Raw genomic sequence first — 20,043 nt, forward strand, 5'->3', positions numbered from 1 at the left:
CGGGCTATGGTCGCCGATGAAGTACGGTGCTTCGACCGGGTACGAGACGTGGGAGATCGCAATAGTCATGGGCAGAGTTGTGTCGACCGAGAAGAAACGGGAACTCTTTCCGGCCCGGCGCCCGCTCGCCCTGCTCGGTTGCCTGCTCACCGCGGCGGTTGTCGCCGCCTGCGGATCCGAGACCACCGAACCTCCGGCGCCGTCGACTTCGGTCACCCAGGCGGCCGCGGCCGATATGCCCGGCGCCGAGGTACTGATCACTGTCCCCGGCACGCTGGCCGCCGACTTCGTCGAGTTGGAGCGTTCGCAGAAGGGTGAACTGGGGCTGGCGATCATGCCCGTGGGTGGAGAGCGTCTCGTCGGGATGGGGAAATGGACCACCGGCCCGGCCTGGTCCACGATGAAGGTTCCGCTGGTTGTCGCCGCCGAGCGCAAGAACCCGGGCGGGCAGACGTATGCCACCTCGGCCGCCATCACCGCCTCCGACAACTCCGCTGCCGACAGCCTGTGGTCGAATCTCGGCGCTCCGCGCGCCGCCGCGGACGCGGTGCAGGCCGTCCTGCGCGAGGGCGGCGACGATACGACCGTGGTCCAGGAGAAAGCCGTCCGGTCGGGGTATTCGGCGTTCGGCCAGTCCGAGTGGTCGCTGGCCGATCAGGTGCGGTTCGCGTCCAGGCTGCCGTGCCTGCCCGGCGCCGATACGGTGATCGAACTGATGGGTTCGGTGAGCGCGAACCAGCAGTGGGGGCTGGGCTCGGTCTTCGCCGAGGCCGATTTCAAGGGCGGCTGGGGCCCCGACCCCGACGGCGCCTATCTGGTGCGCCAGTTCGGCCTGGTCCCGGTCACCGGTGGCACGATCGCGGTCGCGCTTGCCGCGCAACCGGATTCGGGTACGTTCTCCGACGGGATGAACCTGCTCGACGAGATGGCGGGTCTCATCTCGCAGCATCTGGGCGAATTCACCGGCGGTTCCTGTCCGGCCTGACAGCGGCCGGCGCGGGCGTTACCCGACATTCACGGGCCCGAGGCGGCGCGGCGGGCCGGAAGCGGGCAAGATGGGCGCCATGCGCATCGGAATCCTGACCGGCGGTGGGGACTGTCCGGGACTGAACGCGGTGATCCGTGCCGTCGTCCGCACGGCGAATGGCCGCTACGGCGACGCCGTGGTGGGCTTCGAGGACGGCTGGCGGGGGCTGCTCGAAGACCGCAAGATCCGCATCCAGAACGATGACCGCACCGACCGCCTGCTCGCCAAGGGCGGCACCATGCTCGGTACCGCCCGCACCAACCCGGACGTACTGCTGGCCGGCCTGAGCCGGATCCGGCAGACCCTCGACGACAACGGCATCGAAGCGCTCATCCCGATCGGCGGGGAAGGCACCCTCACGGCCGCCAGTTGGCTGTCCGAGGAAGGTGTTCCGGTGGTCGGCGTCCCGAAAACGATCGACAACGATATCGATTGCACCGATGTCACCTTCGGCCACGACACCGCGCTGTCCATCGCCACGGAGGCCATCGACCGCCTGCACACCACCGCGGAATCCCATCAGCGCGTGATGCTCATCGAGGTGATGGGCCGGCACGCCGGCTGGATCGCGATGCATTCCGGCATGGCGGCGGGCGCCCACCTGACCCTGGTACCCGAGCAGCCGTTCGATGTCACCGAGGTCTGCGCGCTGATCAAACGCCGCTTCCAGCGCGGGGACAAACATTTCATCTGTGTCGTGGCCGAGGGTTCGCATCCGGCCCCCGATTCCGGGTTCACCCTGCGCGAGGGCGGGGTGGACGAATTCGGGCACGAACGGTTCACCGGAGTTGCCCAGCAGCTCGGGATGGAGATCGAGCGGCGGATCGGCAAAGAGGTCCGCACCACGGTGCTCGGCCACGTGCAGCGCGGCGGCAGCCCCTCCCCGTACGACCGGGTTCTGGCCACCCGCTTCGGCCTGCACGCCGCCGAAGCGGTGCACGCCGGGCACTTCGGGCAGATGGTAGCCCTGCGCGGCACCGAGATCGGGCTGGTCCCATTGCACGAAGCGACCAAACAACTCAAGCGCGTCCCCGCCGACCGCTACGAGGAAGCGCAGGCCTTCTTCGGCTAGACGCACGTCCGACGCCGACGCCGACGCCGACGCCGACGCCGACCCCGGCCGCCGGGCCATCGGGACTGCCGGCCCCGACCCGCGCTGCCGAAGCGCCGTCGAACAAGCACCGCGGCGATACAGTCGAGCCCATGCGCCATGGCAGGGGAGCGTTGCCGGTAGTGGTTGTGTGGTTGCTCGTCTCGATGCTGGTCGGCTGTGGGGACGGTCCGGCCGATGAGCGCGTGGCCGGGCAGTGGCACGGCGCCATCGAGGTGCCCGGTGCTCCGGTGGTGGTAGGAGTGGAATTCACCGGCCGCCACAGCGGAGTCATCGATATCCCCGCCCAGCAGATGACGCAGCACCCCCTGAACGATGTCGTGGCCGACCCTGGCGAGGTGCGGTTCGGGGTTCCGGATGTCCCCGGCGACCCCCGATTCGCCGGTCGGCTCGACGAATCCGCCGGCGCGATCGTCGGCGATTTCCGCCAGGCCGGGCAGACTTTCGGACTCACGTTGAACCGTGCGCCGGTGCCACCACCGGCGCGTCCGCAGGAGCCGCATCCCCCGTATCCTTACCTCTCCGAGGAGGTTTCGTACCAGAGCGGCGGTATCACCGTGGCGGGCACACTGACCCGGCCCGATACCGCCGCGCCGGTGCCCGCCGTCGTCCTGATCACCGGTAGCGGCCCGCAGGACCGTAACGAGGAACTCGCCGGTCACCGCCCGTTCCTGCTGCTTGCCGATACGCTCACCCGCGCGGGTTATGCGGTGTTGCGCACCGACGACCGCGGTGTCGGCGGGACCGGCGGCAACCTGAACCAGGCCGATTACGACGATCTGTCCGCCGATATCGAAGCCGGCCTCGGCTATCTGCGCGGCCGCCCCGAGATCGATCCGGACGGTATCGGCCTGCTCGGACACAGTGAGGGCGGATACCTCGCCCCGCTGGTCGCCGCACGGCCTTCGAACGGGATCGCGTTCGTGATGCTCATGGCCGCGCCGGCGATCACGGGTACCGATATCGTCCTCGACCAGGGCACCCGGGCATTCGGCGCCGCCGGTGCGACCCCGGAGCAGGTCGACGCCCATCGCGCTTTCCTGACCGATTGGACCGCTGCGTTGCGCGCCGGTCAGCTCACCAAGGCAGCCCGGCTCTCCGAAACCTACAACCGTGCGCTGCCGGCCGAGTTGCGTGCTGCCAGTGAATCGCTCACCGCTGCGAACACGCCGTATATGGCTGCGCTGGTGTCCTACGATCCGGCACCGGCCCTGTCGGCGCTGCGGATGCCGGTGCTGGCGTTCTACGGGTCGAAGGACGCCCAGGTGACCGCGGACCCGAATGTGGAGACCATGCGGACCTTGCTGGCGGGCAATCCCGACGCGGACGTCCCGGTCTTCGACGGGCTGAACCATCTCATGCAGCCCGCCTACACCGGCCTGCCCAGCGAATACGAATCCATCGAGACCACCATCGACCCGGCGGTTCTCGATACCGTCACCGGCTGGCTCGGCGAGCGGATACCGGCCGGTTGAGGTGACCGCCGGGCCTTCATACCTGCGCGCATAGACTGTGCTCCATGAGCGCACCCACCGTCGAACTCATGGATTACGCCGACGTCGTGACCCGGTACGAGCCGGTGCTGGGCATGGAGGTCCATGTCGAGCTGTCCACCGCGACCAAGATGTTCTGCGGTTGCCCCACCACGTTCGGCGCCGACCCCAATACCCAGGTCTGCCCGGTATGCCTCGGCCTGCCCGGTTCGCTGCCGGTGGTCAATCAGCAGGCGGTGGAGTCGGCCGTGCGTATCGGCCTGGCCCTGAACTGTTCCATCACTCCGTGGGGCCGGTTCGCGCGCAAGAACTACTTCTACCCGGACCAGCCGAAGAACTACCAGATCAGCCAGTACGACGAGCCCATCGCCACTGAGGGCTACCTCGATGTCCCGCTGGACGACGGCACCACCTTCCGGGTCGCGATCGAACGTGCTCATATGGAGGAGGACACCGGTAAATCGGTGCACGTCGGCGGCGCCACCGGCCGGATCCACGGTGCCAGTCATTCGCTGCTCGACTACAACCGCGCCGGTGTCCCGCTGATCGAGATCGTCACCAAACCCATCACCGGCGCCGGTGACCGGGCACCGGAGGTGGCGCGCGCGTATGTGACCGCGCTGCGCGATCTTCTGAAGTCGCTGAACGTTTCCGATGTCCGGATGGAACACGGTTCGCTGCGCTGCGACGCCAATGTCTCCCTCATGCCGGTCGGCGCGGTCGTATTCGGCACCCGCACCGAGACCAAGAACGTCAACTCGCTCAAGAGCGTCGAGGTCGCGGTGCGGTTCGAGATGCGCCGTCAGGCCGCGATTCTCGCGACCGGCGGCGAGATCATCCAGGAGACCCGCCACTTCCACGAAGCGGACGGCTCCACCTCCCCGGGCCGGCGCAAGGAAACCGCCGAGGATTACCGGTACTTCCCCGAGCCCGACCTGGAACCGGTCGCCCCCGACACGGCCTGGGTGGACGAGTTGCGCGGCACCATCCCCGAATATCCGTGGCTGCGGCGCGCGCGTATCCAGTCGGACTGGGGTGTCTCCGACGAGGTCATGCGTGACCTGGTGAACGCCGGTGCCCTGGACCTCATCATCGCCACCGTCGATGCCGGCGCTCCCGCCAAAGAGGCCCGCTCCTGGTGGGTCGCCTACCTCACCGAGAAGGCCAACGAGCGCGGCGACTCCCTCGAAGACCTGCCGATCACCCCGGCCCAGGTCGCCGAGGTGATCGCCCTGGTCGAGGCGAAAACGGTGAACAACAAGGTCGCCAAGCAGGTCGTCGATCTGGTGCTCGACGGCGAGGGCGACCCAGGCGCGATCGTCGAGAGCAAAGGCCTCGGCATGGTCAGCGACGACAGCGCCCTGCAGGCCGAAGTGGACAAGGCGCTGGCCGCCAACCCGGATATCGCCGACAAGATCCGCTCCGGCAAGATCCAGGCCGCCGGCAAGATCGTCGGCGATGTCATGAAGGCCACCCGCGGCCAGGCCGATGCCGCCCGCGTCCGCGAACTCGTCCTCGCGGCCTGCGGGGCGTGACCGGATAGAACCGCGCCCGCACTGCCGCCCGCAGCCGCGAGGTGAGGCCGGATTCATCGATAAACCCCGGGGCACCGTCCTGAACCGGCCAATCGGCGTGCCGGCACTCGACCGTCGATTGTCATCGAGGTTCTGGCCGTCGGCGTGGGGCTCCGCAGCCGGCGTATTCAGCGGTGCAGGGCCATATCGGGGCCGGTGGTGGTGCCTGTCTGTTGGTGGGTCGGCAGGGTGAGTAGCCATGCGAGCGCCACGACTGCCGCGCCGGCAAAGGGGATCGTGGACGCGGAGTGGTTGTCGAGGAGGTAGCCGCCGATAGCCGCGCCGAGGGCGCTGCCACCGTAGAGCCCGCTGATTCCGAGGGCGAGGGCGAGCATGGCTCGCTGGGGATCTATTGCCATGATCCCGGCTTGAATGGCGGGGCTGAGCGCCCAGGCGAAGATCGACCAGATCCCGATCGCGACGAACAGTGCGGGGGTGACGCCGGTGGTGGCGGTGAGCAGGACCGCGAGTGCCAGCAGCGCGATGGCGTGTCCGCCGACGATAACCGCCCGGGCGGTGCGTGGATCCGTCTTGTCGGTGAGTGCGCCGCCGAAGAACACGGCGGCGACTCCGACGACTCCGACGAGGAGCAGTGCGGCGGTGACCTGGCCCGAGGTGCCGTCGAGTTCGGTCTCGAACACTGCTCCGAGGTAGTTGTAGAACATCAGGCCTCCGGTGCCGCAGAGGAACATCGCACCGACCAGCGCCATGATGTGGGGGTTGGTCACCGGGTCAGCCGCGCGGCCAGTCCGATATGGCCCCCACCGGCGACCGACGGAGCGAAAATGCCGACGGCCGCTGCGGCGAATGCGGCGACAACCGCGATGAGGCCGAAGGTGGCGCGCCAGGAGTACAGGTCACCGATCAACGCTCCGGCGGGAACCCCGGTGAACAAGGCCACGGTCAGCCCGGAGGTCGCCACAGCGAGGTAACGGCCCTGTTGGCCGTCCGGCGCCGCACCACCGGCGATAGCCATAGCGGTAGGCGAGGCTGCCGCGGCGGCGAGCCCCGCGGCGACGCGCAGCACCAGCGCGAGCCAGAAGATATCGATGAAGACCATGAAAGCGTTGGCCAGCGCGAAGATCACCAACGAACAGATCAGGATGCGCTTCTTGTCGACTCGGTCGGTGACGACTGCCAGGACCGGTGAACCCAGACAGAAGGCAAGCGCGAATGCGGTGACCAGATAGCCCGCCTGTCCAGCGGTGACATCGAGGTCATCCGCGACCGCGGGCAGGATGCCCGAGATCACGAACTCGTCGGTCCCGAGCGCGAGCATGGCGACGAAGAGTAGTAGCAGCCACGCCGGTAGCGATCGTGCGGGTGATGTGCTCATAACCACCTATGTTCGTTATTCGTCGATCATCGAATGACGGTGAAGGTAGCATCACTGGTGTGGTACGCACAACGCCCCCGGATTACCGTGATCTCGCGGAGGTCGAACTCGCCGAAGTCATGCACGCCCTGGCGGATCCGGTGCGCCTGGGGCTGATTCGGCTGCTCAGCAACGGCGACGAAGTCGCATGGGGTCAACTCGACGTCCCCGTGGCGCCGTCGACCCTGAGCTACCACCTGAAAGTGCTGCGTTCGGCGGGGCTGACCCGTACACGCAAGGAAGGCACACGCTGCTTCGTGCACCTACGGACCACCGAAGTCGACCAGATTTTCCCCGGCCTACTCGACACCACGCTGACCCTGATGGCACACACACCAGGCGGGATCGTGCCGGTGAAACTCAAATCCGAAAACCGGACCGGCGAACCTGCTTGCCGACTGGCCGGCTGACCGACGTCTGCCACCTGCGCCGGCGGCGGCGGGATACGAAGTGCGCCCCACGGGCCGGCCCTTCGAGCTGTCGGCAACCGAAGCACCGCTCGTGCGTGCGGATCATTCACTCCGTACCGCCTGGCGGCGTCACGGGCTGGTTTCAACCGTCCTCGCTACCGCCCGCAAGCGGGCAGAGCAGCGCGTGTCGAGGGCGGAACAGTAGCGGGAGGGGCCGAAACCCTTCGAGGAGCCGGGGGTGGTCAGTCCGGGCCGCCACCACCACCGGCAGTGGGCGGCGGGATACGGACGACGCGGTCGTCGTTGGGGGTGGGCTGACCACCTTCGGATTTGTTCGCGGTGGAGACCCAGATCGTGCCGTCCATGGCGGGGCCGGCGCCCAGCAACCGGCCGTACTTGTTGGCAAAGAAAACGCTCGGAGGTGCGGTCACCGCGTAGGTGGTGGGGTCCGGGGTCGCCATGGCGAGGGCTTTCGCGTCGGTCAGGGCGATCGCGATGCCGTCGGGGGTGACCGCGCAGCCGGCGACTCCGGGACGGTCCGGCCACGTCCACGCAGTGGTGGCGATACCGTCGGGGCCGATGCGCTGCAGGCGGTCCAGGGCGGGGGTGCGGTCGGTGACCCAGACCTGGTCGCCGCCGAGGCAGATATCCCCGGCCGAGCCGATCCCCGAGAGCGCGACCTCGGTGGGTGCGTTCCCGTTCGAGGTGGGGTTCTTCACCCGCAGCAGTTTGCCCGCCGTACTCGCCGGATCGGCCGCGGCCGCCGGATCGCCGGCATTACCGGTGAGCACCAGCATCCGATCCGGTGCCGACCATTCGATAGCGCCCCGATTCCCGGTGGTGCCCTTCGGGATTCCCGTCAGAACCGGTTTCGGCGGGCCGCCGCCCTCGGCGATGCGGACCACCCGGTTATCGCTCGCGGTGGTGACGTAGGCGTAGAGCAGCCCGTCTTCGTGGTAGGTGGGGGAGATCGCGATATCGCTCAATCCGCCGTCGCCCGCGGGATCCACGTCGACCCGGGCGACCTCGACCGGCGGCTGCTCCGGTGCCACCTTCAGGATGCGTCCGGTGCGGCGTTCGGTCACCAGCGCGTACCCGCCGAGTTCGACCAGCCCGCCGGTGGTGTCCAGGCAGCTGACCACCACGGCCGGATCGGGGTCGATACACGGACCGCTCGGCCGGGTGGTCGAGGATTCGGGGCCCCGCTGCTTCGGAGGTTCGAGCTCCGCCGCGTCCAGGGTCGGTTCCTCGGTGAACGGGCTGGACGCGGAATCGTCGAAACGCGCGCACCCGCTGAGCAACAACGCCCCGCATACCAGCCCCACCGTCACGCGCCGCGCGCCAACCGACCTCATAACCCCCCAACGTAGTGGAAATCCCTCCGGTCGCGCCCCCACGCCCCCGCCCGGAGTGGACAGCGGCGGGCGGTCAGGGCGATGGCCGCCACTGCCCGCGGAGCCGGCCGCGTCGCCGGCGGCCCGACCCGGTTCGTGACCACCCGGCCACCCGGCGTGGGTGATGCGGTGGGTGCGCAGGAATTCGGCGAGTTCGTCACCGCCGCTGTGCTCGCAGTCTTCGGCGGCGGTCGTCCCCGGCGGCGCCCCTCGAGCGCCGAGACCGCGCGCCGCCGGGAGGTATACGTGTCCGTAGGCGGTACGCAGACGGACACGGACAACGTCCGCAGTGGCGCGGACACGCCGTGGATTCAGAACGCCCGCGGCGCTGGATCGGCCTACTGTTGAAGGGTGAGTGCCAAGCCGAGAAACGGCTCCGCGCCGTCCGAATCCGCGCGGCCCGGTAACCCGTCCACCGCCGAACAGCGTGCGGTGTCGACGACGGCGGGCGGGGTGGGCAGCCCATACGATTTCCCTACCGGCCAGTTCCCCAAGGTGGCCATGACCAAGGAGATTCCGGCGATGGCTTCTGTTGATCCGGGCGAGAAACCGACCGATACCCCCGGCCCCGGCGGGCCGGCCGGCGGCGACGCCAGGACCTATTCCTACGCGAGTATCCCTCCCGCGGGCACCCAGCCCAACGGGGGGTTACGCCGCCGGAACGGGGACGGTCGCCGCGGCACCCTCGATCTGGGCCTTTTCCTGCTGCGTCTCATGGTGGGCGGTACTTTTCTCTACCACGGCCTGCAGAAACTGGCGGGCTGGTTCGACGGGCCGGGGTTGGACGGCACCGAAGAGATGATGGAACAGGGCGGTTGGGACCATCCGTCCATCGCCGCGGCACTGGTCACCGCCGGTGAGGTGGGCGGCGGCATCCTGCTGATCCTGGGTCTGGCCACTCCGCTGGCCGCCGGTGCGGTGCTTGCGGTGAGCCTGAACGCCTGGATGTTCAAACAGGGTATGCACCCGGATTTCCAGTACAGCCAAGGGCCGGGGGCGGTCGAATTGGACACCGTTCTCGCCGGCGCCGCGATTGCCGTCATCTTCACCGGCCCCGGCCGGTGGGCGCTGGACCGCGGTCGCAGTTGGGCCACCCGCCCCGGCGCGGGCTCGGTTGTGGTCCTGGTCCTCGCGTTCGCCGCCGCCCTCTTCACCTACTGGTACCTCCAGGACGGTAACCCGCTCACCGGTATCGGCCCCTTCGAGTAGCGCGCCGCGGCCGGCCGTGATGCGCTACAGGCGCGCCGGCGGCGCGGCCATGCACACGAAGGGTCCTCATAGGCAAGTAAATGCTTGCCTATTGTCGCTCCGTAAGCGGGCCCGGGCTGCCATGGGCGTAGATCGCCGCGCCGAGGCCGCGAACGCGGTCGAACGGCCGTCACACCCACGGCCGGAAACCCCGCACCGGATGCGAGATATCGCGCACGGCCCCGTCACGGATACGGAAGGACGCCCCATGACCGACAGCACGGCTTACGGAACCCTGGAGACGATCGACGGGCGACCGGCATTGCGTTTCGAGCTTTTGCTCGCGTATCCGATCGAACGTGTATGGCAGGCAGTCAGCGTTCCGGCGGAGCTGGCCTCTTTCTTTCCCGGTGCGGCCGACTGGACTCCGGCGAAGGGGGAGATCATCGATCTCGGCGGCCCGATTCTCGAGGTGACCGAGGTCGACCCGCCGAATCGGCTGGCGTGGGTAATGGCCGGTCAGCCGCAGAGCTTCGAACTGACCGCAGCGGAAGGCGGCTGCCGGTTGATCTTCACGCATGTCATCGACGATCTGCCGGTCGCGCAGACTGCCACCGGCTGGGAGACCTATCTCTCGCGGCTCGAACCTCATCTCGCCGGCACTCACCTCTCCGACGAGCAGGCGCACGAACCGTGGCGCGAGATCCACGAACGCTACGCCGAGCGTTTCGATGTCGATCCCGAGCCGGGGCGGCGCTGGGCAGCCGAGCATCTGCCGTCCGGTGGCGACTGAGGCGGGCGTAGCCCCCGATCCCCGGGGCACGATGGAGCGATTCGACGATGAACTGCTCCCGGCCTGCACAGCGGTGGTCGCCCGGCCGCAACGTTCGAACGTCAACGGCGTCCCGCTCACCTGGAGCGGGACGCCGTTGTATCGCTACGGGCCGCCGTTCGCGACCGGGGAGACTCAGGGCACGTGCCGGACCGCGCCCTTGTCGGCGGAGGTTGCCAGGGCCGCGTAGGCACGCAATGCCGTGGTGACCGGTCGTTGCCGGTCCACCGGCTGCCACGGGCGTTCCCGGGCCTCCATTTTGGCGCGGCGTTCGGCCAGCACCGCATCGTCGATCAATACCTCGAGGGTGCGGGTGGTGACGTCGATACGGATGCGGTCGCCGTTCTCCACCAGGCCGATGGTGCCGCCACTGGCCGCTTCGGGAGAGATATGCCCGATCGAGAGGCCCGAGGTGCCACCGGAGAACCGGCCGTCGGTGATCAGTGCGCACACCTTGCCGAGACCCGCGCCCTTGAGGAAGGCGGTGGGGTGCAGCATCTCCTGCATACCGGGCCCACCGGCCGGGCCTTCGTAGCGCACGACGACCACATCGCCGGGCTGGATCTTCTTCCCGAGGATCGCCGAAACGGCTTCCTCCTGGGATTCGACCACCACGGCCGGGCCTTCGAAGGTGAACAGTTCCTCGTCGATACCGGCAGTCTTGAGGACCGCGCCGTCCACGGCGATATTGCCGCGCAGTACGACCAGCCCGCCTTCGGCGGTGTAGGCGTGTTCGATATCGCGGATACAGCCACCGGCAGCGTCGGTGTCCAGCGAGGACCAGCGGTTGTCGGTGGAGAACGGCTCGGTGGTGCGCACACCGCCGGGTGCCGCGTGGAACAGCTCCAAGGCTTCCTCGGAGGCTTTACCCGAACGGATATCCCAGGTGTCGAGCCATTCGTCGACGGTCGGGGTGTGCACGGTGCTCACCTCGGTTTCGAGCAACCCGCCGCGATGCAATTCGCCGAGGATCGCCGGGATTCCACCGGCGCGGTGCACATCCTCCATGTGATAGTCGGAGTTCGGCGCAACCTTGGACAGGGTCGGCACCCGCCGGCTGATCTCCTCGATGGCCTGCAGGTCGAAATCGATTTCACCCTCCTGCGCGGCGGCCAGGATGTGCAGGACGGTGTTGGTGGATCCGCCCATCGCCACATCCAGCGCCATCGCATTGCGGAAGGCCTTCTCGTTCGCCACACTGCGCGGCAGCACCGATGCGTCGTCGTCGCGGTACCAGCGGTTGGCGATATCGATCACGACCCGGCCCGCCCGCTCGAACAGGGCCCGCCGCGCGGCATGGGTGGCCAGCGTGGAGCCGTTGCCGGGCAGGGCCAGACCCAGCGCCTCGGTGAGGCAGTTCATCGAGTTCGCGGTGAACATGCCGGAGCAGGAACCACAGGTCGGGCAGGCGCTGCGCTCGACCTCGGTGAGCCCGTCCTCGGTCACCTCGCTGTTCGCGCTGGCGGAGATGGCGGTGATCAGGTCGGTGGGCGCCTGTGCGACCCCGCCGACGACCACGGCCTTACCGGCCTCCATCGGCCCACCGGAAACGAATACGGTGGGGACGTTCAGCCGCATGGCCGCGTTCAGCATGCCCGGGGTGATCTTGTCGCAGTTGGAGATGCACACCAGCGCGTCGGCGGTGTGCGCGTTCACCATGTATTCCACGGAGTCGGCGATGATTTCGCGGCTGGGCAGCGAATAGAGCATGCCGCCGTGCCCCATCGCGATCCCGTCGTCGACGGCGATGGTGTGGAATTCGCGCGGTACCCCGCCGGCTTCCCGGATCGCCTCCGCCACGATTTCGCCGACATTTTTGAGGTGTACGTGCCCGGGCACGAACTGGGTGTAGGAGTTGGCGATGGCGACGATCGGCTTACCGAAATCGGAATCGGTCATACCGGTGGCCCGCCACAGGGAGCGGGCCCCGGCGGCATTACGGCCGACAGTGGTGGTGCGGGAACGAAGCGCTGGCATGGGTGTCCTCGGTCTGGTCGCGGGGCTGGACAATGCGACGACGCCGTATCGCCCGGCCGCGGATGACCGCTGCTGGAGGTGCGATCGGCGTTTTCTCAGGCTACTCCCGGCCGGAAGCGGACTCCGGGCCGGTATCGGCCGGGGCCCGGTGTGAACCATGGCCGGGGAGCCGCCGGCGCCGTGCGAGTCCGCAGCGGGAGAGCGGTGCTAGCCCTTGGCAGGCGAGTCCTCGGCGTCGTTCGCGCCGGAAGAGTTGTCGCCGGTGCCGGTGCTGCGTGAGCCGGTGTCGGTATCGCCTGCCTCGTCGCCGGCGGACTCCGTGCCGGACTCGTCTGCCGGGTCGGCGTCTCGGAGTGCGAAGGGATCGGGGATCCGCCCGCCGGAAGCGTCCACCAGATCGCGCAGGCGGTCGTAGCTCACGGCCGGGAGCGGCACCTCGGTGTCGTCGGCGAGGTGTGCGCGCACGTAGCCGCGTTTGGGGATGCTGAGTCCCTTCAGTTGTTCCCAGCCGATATGCCGGGAGGAGAACACCGAGCGCAGATCCAGCCCGTTCGGGGACACCGTGGTCTGGGTGCGCAGAATCCAGACGATGGCGGCGATCGGGAACAGCGCCAGCCAGAACAGTGCGGCCGGCCAGCCGACGATCGGGAAGAACACGCACATCGCCAGGATGACGACCCCGAGGAACGACAGACGTGTCATGCGGATCACACGGGTCGGTCCCGGCGGTGCCGTATCCCCACCCGTTACCTCCGCGGCGGCGGGGATATGGGACGATTCCGGTGGTGGCACGGACTGATGCGGTGATGACACACCACCATCCTCGCATCATGGTGGACGGGCGTGAGCACCCGCTACCTTCTCACATAATGAGAAGACAGCGGTCAGCTGTTTGACTCTGCACCACACGCACACATACCGTCATGCGCGTGAATCGAATCGAGTTGCTCGTAATCGGCCGGCGCGTCCAGCGCTGAGCCAGACGATCCGCATACGTCAGCTCGCACTGCGACGCGCCACCCTCGAACAGCCACCGGCTGTCGGGGGATTTTTTATGTCGGGACAAGTGAACGACAAGCAGTAAGGAACCAAGACGGTGAGCGCACCAACTACCCGGCCCGGGCCCGCGGCCCGCAAGCCCGCGCCTTCGAACCCGCCGGCCTCGGCCGGTGCTCCGACCACCCCGGCGAACCGCCGCCAGGTCCCGCCCGAGCGGGTCACCGGCGCGCAGTCCGTCGTCCGCTCCCTCGAGGAGCTCGGCGTCGACACCGTATTCGGTATTCCCGGCGGCGCGGTGCTGCCCGTTTACGATCCCCTCTTCGATTCCACCAAGGTGCGTCATGTGCTCGTACGGCACGAGCAGGGCGCCGGCCACGCGGCCACCGGTTACGCCCAGGCCACCGGCAAGGTCGGTGTGTGTATGGCCACATCCGGTCCGGGCGCGACCAACCTGGTGACCCCTATCGCCGACGCCCAGATGGACTCCGTGCCGATGGTCGCGATCACCGGCCAGGTGGCGCGCAGCCTGATCGGCACCGACGCTTTCCAGGAAGCCGATATCTCCGGCATCACCATGCCGATCACCAAGCACAACTTCCTGATCAAGGAAGGTATCGATATTCCGCGCATGCTCGCCGAGGCCTTCTATCTGGCCTCCAGCGGGCGTCCCGGCGTGGTGCTGGTCGATATCCCGAAGGACGTGCTGCAGGAGCAGACCACCTTCAGCTGGCCGCCGGAGATGCGCCTGCCCGGATACCGCCCGGTCACCAAACCGCACGGTAAGCAGGTGCGTGAGGCGGCCCGGTTGATCGCCGAGGCCACCGCCCCTGTCCTGTATGTGGGCGGCGGCGTGATCAAATCCGAGGCGTCGGCCGAACTGCTGGAGCTGGCCGAACTCACCGGTATCCCGGTGGTCACCACCCTGATGGCGCGTGGTGCGTTCCCCGACAGTCACAAGCTGAACCTCGGTATGCCGGGTATGCACGGCACCGTGGCCGCGGTGGCGGCGTTGCAGAAATCCGATCTGCTGATCACTCTCGGCGCCCGGTTCGACGACCGCGTCACCGGTCAGCTGGATTCCTTCGCCCCCGACGCCAAGGTCATCCACGCCGATATCGACCCCGCCGAGATCGGCAAGAACCGTCACGCCGATGTCCCGATCGTGGGCGATTGCCGCGAGGTGCTCACCGAACTGATCGAAACCCTGCGCGCCGATCCGGCCGGAATCGAACTGGACCTGAACGCCTGGTGGACCTACCTCGACGGCGTTCGGGAGTCCTATCCGCTGGGCTGGACCGCACCGTCCGACGGTGCGCTCTCGCCCGAGTACGTCATCGAAACCCTGGGCCGCCTCGCCGGTCCGGAGGCCATCTACTGCGCGGGTGTCGGACAGCACCAGATGTGGGCTGCCCAGTTCGTCAAGTACGAGAAGCCGCGCACCTGGCTGAACTCCGGCGGCGCCGGAACCATGGGTTACGCCGTGCCCGCGGCCATGGGCGCCAAGATGGGTATGCCCGACCGTGAGGTGTGGGCGATCGACGGTGACGGCTGCTTCCAGATGACCAACCAGGAACTCGCCACCTGCGCGGTGGAGGGTGTGCCGATCAAGGTCGCGCTGATCAACAACGGCAACCTGGGCATGGTCCGGCAGTGGCAGACGCTGTTCTACGACCAGCGCTACTCCAACACCGATCTCAAGACCCACGGCCTGCGTATCCCGGATTTCGTGAAACTCGCCGAGGCGCTGGGCTGCCACGGTATCCGGGTGGAGAAGGAAGAGGACGTGGAGGCCGCGATCCGCGAGGCGCAGTCGATCGACGACCGCCCCGTGGTGATCGATTTCATCGTCGGCAAGGACGCCCAGGTATGGCCGATGGTCGCCGCCGGTACCAGTAACGACGAGATCATGGCCGCCCGCGGGATCCGCCCGCTGTTCGACGAGGACGAGCAGGTCGCCGAACCGGCGGTCATCCACGAGGCCATGACCCGGGAGCAGAACGAGACCGAGGGGAACCTCCAGTGAGCACAACCCACACCCTCAGCGTCCTGGTCGAGGACAAGCCCGGTGTGCTGGCCCGCGTGGCCAGCCTGTTCTCCCGCCGTGGATTCAATATCGAATCCCTGGCGGTGGGCGCGACCGAGGTCAAGGACATCTCCCGGATGACCATTGTGGTCACCGTGGACGATCTGCCGCTGGAACAGGTCACCAAACAGCTCAACAAGCTGGTGAACGTCATCAAGATCGTGGAGCAGGACCCGGACACCTCGGTGGCCCGCGAACTGATCCTGGTGAAAGTCCGCGCCGACGCCAGCGTGCGCACCCAGGTCATCGAATCGGTGAACCTGTTCCGCGCCAAGGTGATCGACGTTTCGCCCGACGCCCTCACCGTCGAAGCGACCGGTACCCGCTCCAAGCTCGACGCCCTGCTGCGGATGCTCGAGCCGTACGGCATCCGCGAGATCGTGCAATCCGGGGTGGTGGCCGTGGGCCGCGGACCCAAATCCATCACCGCCACCCGCTGAACCTCGGCCGGGCGCACCCCGCGCCCGGCCGTCTTTCACGCCTCGTTTACCGTTTCCCGCGTTTCGCGGGTTCGAAATAGTCAGAAGGGATACCACCAAGTGGCAGTCGAGATGTTCTACGACGACGATGCCGACCTGTCGATCATCCAGGGCCGTAAGGTCGCGGTGATCGGTTACGGCAGCCAGGGGCATGCGCATTCGCTGAGCCTGCGCGATTCCGGCGTCGAGGTCCGTATCGGTCTGAAGGAGGGCTCGAAGTCGCGGGCCAAGGCCGAAGAGGCCGGGCTGACCGTCGGCACCCCCGCCGAGGTTTCGGAGTGGGCCGACGTCATCATGCTGCTGGCCCCCGACACCGCCCAGGCGTCGATCTTCACCAATGACATCGAGCCCAACCTGAAGGACGGCGACGCGCTGTTCTTCGGCCACGGCCTCAACATCCACTTCGGCCTGATCAAGCCGGCCGCCGAGATCACCATCGGCATGGTGGCCCCCAAGGGCCCCGGCCACCTGGTGCGCCGCCAGTTCGTCGACGGCAAGGGTGTGCCCGCCCTGATCGCCATCGAGCAGGACCCGAAGGGCGAGGGCCAGGCCCTGGCGCTGTCGTACGCCAAGGGCATCGGCGGCACCCGCGCCGGGGTCATCAAGACCACGTTCAAGGAAGAGACCGAAACCGACCTCTTCGGTGAGCAGGCCGTGCTGTGCGGTGGCACCGAGGAACTGGTCAAGACCGGTTTCGAGGTCATGGTCGAGGCCGGTTACGCCCCGGAGATGGCCTACTTCGAGGTGCTGCACGAGCTGAAGCTGATCGTCGACCTCATGTACGAGGGTGGCATCGCCCGCATGAACTACTCGGTCTCCGACACCGCCGAATTCGGTGGCTACCTGTCGGGCCCGCGGGTCATCGACGCCGGTACCAAGCAGCGGATGCAGGACATCCTGAAGGACATTCAGGACGGCACCTTCGTCAAGCGCCTGGTCGCCAATGTCGAGGGCGGCAACAAGGAACTCGAGGGCCTGCGCAAGGCCAACGCCGAGCACCCGATCGAGGTCACCGGTAAGAAGCTGCGCGACCTGATGAGCTGGGTCGACCGGCCGATCACCGAAACCGCCTGAGCGGTTCGCTGATACAGCGCTGAAAAGGGTCCTTCCGCGATTGCGGAAGGGCCCTTTTTCGGTGCGCTCTATTTCCTAATCGGTTTGATAATATCGGTGACATGAGCGAACAGGAGTACGGTATCGGCGAAGGGCCCGCGACGCGGATCAGCCTGTCGCTGTCCGAGGGAACCGCCGAGGCCGTCCGGCGCCGCGTGGGCAAACGGGAATTCTCCTCGTTCGTCGCCTCGGCGGTCGAGCGCGAATTGCGCGGCCTGATCCTCGACGAATACCTCGCCGACTACGAGCAGCGCAGTGGCCCGCTGCCGCCCGACGAACGGCAGCGCGCAAAGGAAGCGTTCGACCGTGCGCTGGCCGAGCCGGGGCAATGGCCCACGGCAAGCTGACCCTACCCGCATCCCGGCGTCCGGCCCCTGCACAGGGAGGTACTGCGGTTCTCGACTGTCAGGGATTGTCCCGGCTGGTGGACGATTCCGCTCCGGTCGTCGCACTGGTCGCGGAAGCGCGGGCGCGTGGCATGGAGGTCGTCGTGAGCGCGCTGACCATCATCGAGGCGACGCACCGGAAAACGAACCGGGCACGCCTGAACTGGCTGCTGTCCGGTATTCGGATCGAACCCGTCGACGAGGCAGCGGCAAGGGCCGCCTCGGCATTACTGCTCGACACTGGACTCCACGGCCACAAGTACGCCATCGACGCCGTAGTCGCGGAAATGGCGTTACGTCAGCCCACTCCAGTGGTCGTGCTGACCAGCGATGCCGACGATATGTCCACACTGTGCGGTCCGACGGTCCGCATCATTCCCCTCTGACCCGTACCGGCTGCCGAACAGTCGGCTTCGCTGGTCAGTCCTCGACGCTCAGTGCTTGGCGGTAGGTCAGGCGTCCTTGTGTCTGCATCAGTGAGCGGCGATAGATGCGTTCCGCGACGACCACGATTCCGTAGGCGGTGGCCGCCATGATGGCGAGGGAGACGAGCGGCTCCCACCAGGCGGCCGTGCCTTCGGCGAGGCGGGCGGGCATGGTGACGATGGAGACGATCGGGACGTAGGAGGTGACGGTTTGTGCAGTGCCGGAGGCGAATATGCCGAGGAACAGCACGATCATGATCAGCATGCTCAGCGGCGTGGAGGTCGATTGCAGGTCCTCGTTGCGGGTCGCCAGCGAACCGGCCACGGCCCACAGGCTGGCCAGGGCGAGGAAGCCGACGATGAAGAAGACGATGAACCAGCCGGCCGCACCCGCGATCTGGGTGACGTAGTCGGTATTTCCCATCACCGCCAACCCGGCCAGGCCCGCGCCCGCGAACAGGACGAGCTGCCCGAAGGCCATCAGGGTGTTGCCGACGATCTTCCCGATCAGCAACTGCCGCAGGGGGATCGCGCTGGCCAGGATCTCGACGATACGGTTCTGCTTCTCCTCGACGACGCTCTGCGCGATGGACATGCCGAACAGCAGTGAGGCGACGTAGAACAGGAACGCGAACACGAACGTCATGATTTGCGCGAAACCCGGATCGACGGCGGACTCGTCGAGCACGTCGCCGGTGACCTGGCCGCCCCGGCCGAGTTCTTCCAGCGAGGTGCCCGCTGCTTCGGCGTTGCGTTGTAGCGCGAGTTGCTGTGCGGCGGTGGTCACGTAGGTGTTGACGTCGTCGTTCACCGACTCCTTGCCGATGAGCCGCCACCCCTCGGGTCCGGCGACGAGGCCGGCGTCGACCTCCCCGTCCCGGACTTGCTGTTCGACGGCGGCGAGGTCGGCCACCGGTGTGCTGGTGAAGGCAACGTTGCTGTCGGCGAGTTCGGCGAGACGGCCGGCCGTCTGCACGACCTGGCCGCCGTCCGGCCCGGTGACCGCGATATCGACTGTTTCGGTGCGTCCGCTCATGAATCCGCTGATGGCCAGCGAGGCGACGATCACCACGATCGTGATGACCGTCGAGATCAAGAAATTGCGGTCGCGGAGCTTGACCATGACTTCACGCTCAGTGACGATCCGCCACGCTGCCGCCTCCGGGCCCGACCCGCTCATGCCGTCACCTCTCGGAAGATCTCCGCGACCGACGGCCGCACCTCGGCGAATTCCTGTACCGACCCGCGGGCAAGCGCTTCGGTGAGGACCTGGTCGGTGGTTGCGCCGGTCAGCTCGAGCAACACCCCCGACCCGTTGCGCTCGACCACGCTGACCCCCGCGAACTCGCTCAGCCAGCCGGTTTCCGAGCCGGCCCGAAGCCGGTACCGCAGCGCACCGGCTTCGCGCAACTGCGCCGCCGAGCCCTGCGCCACGACCCGGCCGTTCGCGAGGATCACCAGCCGATCGCACAGCCGTTCCACCAGATCCAGCTGGTGCGAGGAGAACAGCACCGGCACACCCTGCGCGGCGTATTCGGCCAGCAGGTCTGCCATCGAATCGACCGCGACCGGATCCAGCCCGGAGAACGGTTCGTCCAGTACCAGCGCCGCCGGCTGCGTCACCACGGCCGCCGCGATCTGCACCCGCTGCTGATTGCCGAGCGACAGCGATTCCAGCTTGTCCTTCGCCCGATCTCCCAGCCCGAACCGCTCCAGTAGTTCCGTGGTCCGCCGCCGGCCTTCGGCCGCCGAAAGCCCCCGCAACCGAGCGAGATACACCAGCTGATCCCGCACCGGCTGCTTCGGATACAGGCCTCGCTCTTCCGGCATATATCCGAACGAACGCCGATCGGCGACCGTCACCGGACGCCCGTTCCAGCGCACCTCGCCGCCATGGACGGCCAGTACACCCATGATCATCCGCATCGTCGTGGTTTTACCCGCGCCGTTGCCGCCGACGAACCCGGTGAGCGCGCCCGGTTCCACCTCGAACGTCACATCGTCGACGGCCGTTTTGTCGCCGAACCGGCGCACCAGATGCGTTACCTCGAGCATCGAACCTCCGCGGTTGTGGTCCGGGCCGACTCTACCCCGGCCGCTGTCTTACGGGAGGCCGCGAAACATGCACACACGATGGACGACTCCGCGCCCGGGGCCGCGCGGGAAGGTCCCGAGTA

General features: G+C 67.6%; 18 protein-coding genes and 1 pseudogene. 12 read left to right on the plus strand and 7 right to left on the minus strand.

What is annotated here, in order from left to right:
• Positions 1-16 precede the first annotated feature (16 nt).
• From NFL01S_RS30780 to gatB, 4 genes are all read left to right on the plus strand, one after another.
• On the plus strand, positions 17-985 hold the full coding sequence (locus NFL01S_RS30780; protein WP_245670963.1) for a serine hydrolase: 969 nt from the start codon (positions 17-19) through the stop codon (positions 983-985).
• 79 nt (positions 986-1,064) lie between these two features.
• Complete coding sequence (locus NFL01S_RS30785) at positions 1,065-2,099, plus strand: ATP-dependent 6-phosphofructokinase (protein WP_033241267.1); 1,035 nt, start codon at positions 1,065-1,067, stop codon at positions 2,097-2,099.
• A 131-nt stretch (positions 2,100-2,230) separates the two neighbouring features.
• Complete coding sequence (locus NFL01S_RS30790; protein ID WP_062979828.1) at positions 2,231-3,613, plus strand: alpha/beta hydrolase family protein; 1,383 nt, start codon at positions 2,231-2,233, stop codon at positions 3,611-3,613.
• 44 nt (positions 3,614-3,657) lie between these two features.
• Entirely contained in the window at positions 3,658-5,166 is a 1,509-nt protein-coding gene (gatB, locus tag NFL01S_RS30795) for an Asp-tRNA(Asn)/Glu-tRNA(Gln) amidotransferase subunit GatB (RefSeq protein WP_062979829.1), read from the plus strand.
• 167 nt (positions 5,167-5,333) lie between these two features.
• Here the strand turns inward: gatB and NFL01S_RS36600 are convergent, their stop codons facing one another.
• On the minus strand, positions 5,334-5,933 hold the full coding sequence (locus tag NFL01S_RS36600; protein WP_210745175.1) for an MFS transporter: 600 nt from the start codon (positions 5,931-5,933) through the stop codon (positions 5,334-5,336).
• On the minus strand, positions 5,930-6,541 hold the full coding sequence (locus tag NFL01S_RS36605; protein WP_210745174.1) for an MFS transporter: 612 nt from the start codon (positions 6,539-6,541) through the stop codon (positions 5,930-5,932). Before NFL01S_RS36605 ends, NFL01S_RS36600 begins: the two co-directional genes overlap by 4 nt.
• A 59-nt stretch (positions 6,542-6,600) precedes the next feature.
• Between NFL01S_RS36605 and NFL01S_RS30805 the strand changes: the two genes are divergently transcribed.
• The gene (locus NFL01S_RS30805; protein ID WP_210745173.1) at positions 6,601-6,990 is read left to right on the plus strand and encodes an ArsR/SmtB family transcription factor; all 390 of its coding nucleotides are present in this window, start codon (positions 6,601-6,603) and stop codon (positions 6,988-6,990) included.
• Between the two features lie 242 nt (positions 6,991-7,232).
• On the opposite strand, the gene NFL01S_RS30810 is transcribed toward NFL01S_RS30805, so the two are convergent.
• Positions 7,233-8,345: a PQQ-dependent sugar dehydrogenase gene (locus NFL01S_RS30810; protein WP_062979830.1), complete on the minus strand. Its 1,113-nt coding sequence runs from the start codon at positions 8,343-8,345 to the stop codon at positions 7,233-7,235.
• 390 nt (positions 8,346-8,735) lie between these two features.
• On the opposite strand from NFL01S_RS30810, the gene NFL01S_RS30820 reads away from it, so the two are divergent.
• Both NFL01S_RS30820 and NFL01S_RS30825 read left to right on the plus strand, forming a co-directional pair.
• On the plus strand, positions 8,736-9,593 hold the full coding sequence (locus NFL01S_RS30820) for a DoxX family protein (RefSeq protein WP_062979832.1): 858 nt from the start codon (positions 8,736-8,738) through the stop codon (positions 9,591-9,593).
• A 247-nt stretch (positions 9,594-9,840) separates the two neighbouring features.
• Positions 9,841-10,365, plus strand: a complete 525-nt coding sequence (locus NFL01S_RS30825; protein ID WP_062979866.1) for an SRPBCC domain-containing protein — start codon at positions 9,841-9,843, stop codon at positions 10,363-10,365.
• Between the two features lie 174 nt (positions 10,366-10,539).
• On the opposite strand, the gene ilvD is transcribed toward NFL01S_RS30825, so the two are convergent.
• Positions 10,540-12,381 carry a dihydroxy-acid dehydratase gene (gene ilvD, locus NFL01S_RS30830; protein WP_062979833.1) on the minus strand — a complete coding sequence of 614 codons (1,842 nt, stop codon included), beginning with the start codon at positions 12,379-12,381 and terminating at the stop codon, positions 10,540-10,542.
• A gap of 207 nt (positions 12,382-12,588) precedes the next feature.
• Positions 12,589-13,194, minus strand: coding sequence for a PH domain-containing protein (locus tag NFL01S_RS30835; protein ID WP_168433954.1), 606 nt, complete (start codon positions 13,192-13,194; stop codon positions 12,589-12,591).
• A gap of 283 nt (positions 13,195-13,477) precedes the next feature.
• On the opposite strand from NFL01S_RS30835, the gene NFL01S_RS30840 reads away from it, so the two are divergent.
• The 5 genes and pseudogenes from NFL01S_RS30840 (at position 13,478) to NFL01S_RS30860 (ending at position 17,827) form a co-directional block, all read left to right on the plus strand.
• Positions 13,478-15,403, plus strand: coding sequence for an acetolactate synthase large subunit (locus NFL01S_RS30840; protein ID WP_062979834.1), 1,926 nt, complete (start codon positions 13,478-13,480; stop codon positions 15,401-15,403).
• Positions 15,400-15,903 carry an acetolactate synthase small subunit gene (gene ilvN / locus NFL01S_RS30845; protein WP_062979835.1) on the plus strand — a complete coding sequence of 168 codons (504 nt, stop codon included), beginning with the start codon at positions 15,400-15,402 and terminating at the stop codon, positions 15,901-15,903. Before NFL01S_RS30840 ends, ilvN begins: the two co-directional genes overlap by 4 nt.
• Before the next feature lie 81 nt (positions 15,904-15,984).
• Positions 15,985-17,016: pseudogene (gene ilvC / locus NFL01S_RS30850) on the plus strand (ketol-acid reductoisomerase); the annotation flags it as partial.
• Positions 17,017-17,117: 101 nt separating this feature from the next.
• Entirely contained in the window at positions 17,118-17,402 is a 285-nt protein-coding gene (locus tag NFL01S_RS30855; protein ID WP_033241277.1) for a hypothetical protein, read from the plus strand.
• A 77-nt stretch (positions 17,403-17,479) separates the two neighbouring features.
• On the plus strand, positions 17,480-17,827 hold the full coding sequence (locus tag NFL01S_RS30860) for a PIN domain-containing protein (protein WP_245670964.1): 348 nt from the start codon (positions 17,480-17,482) through the stop codon (positions 17,825-17,827).
• A gap of 34 nt (positions 17,828-17,861) precedes the next feature.
• Here the strand turns inward: NFL01S_RS30860 and NFL01S_RS30865 are convergent, their stop codons facing one another.
• Both NFL01S_RS30865 and NFL01S_RS30870 read right to left on the minus strand, forming a co-directional pair.
• Positions 17,862-19,046, minus strand: coding sequence for an ABC transporter permease (locus NFL01S_RS30865; protein ID WP_062979838.1), 1,185 nt, complete (start codon positions 19,044-19,046; stop codon positions 17,862-17,864).
• Positions 19,043-19,921: an ABC transporter ATP-binding protein gene (locus tag NFL01S_RS30870; protein WP_062979839.1), complete on the minus strand. Its 879-nt coding sequence runs from the start codon at positions 19,919-19,921 to the stop codon at positions 19,043-19,045. Before NFL01S_RS30870 ends, NFL01S_RS30865 begins: the two co-directional genes overlap by 4 nt.
• Between the last annotated feature and the right edge of the window lie 122 nt (positions 19,922-20,043).

Source organism: Nocardia flavorosea NBRC 108225 (genome assembly GCF_001613385.1).
Lineage (GTDB): Bacteria > Actinomycetota > Actinomycetes > Mycobacteriales > Mycobacteriaceae > Nocardia > Nocardia flavorosea.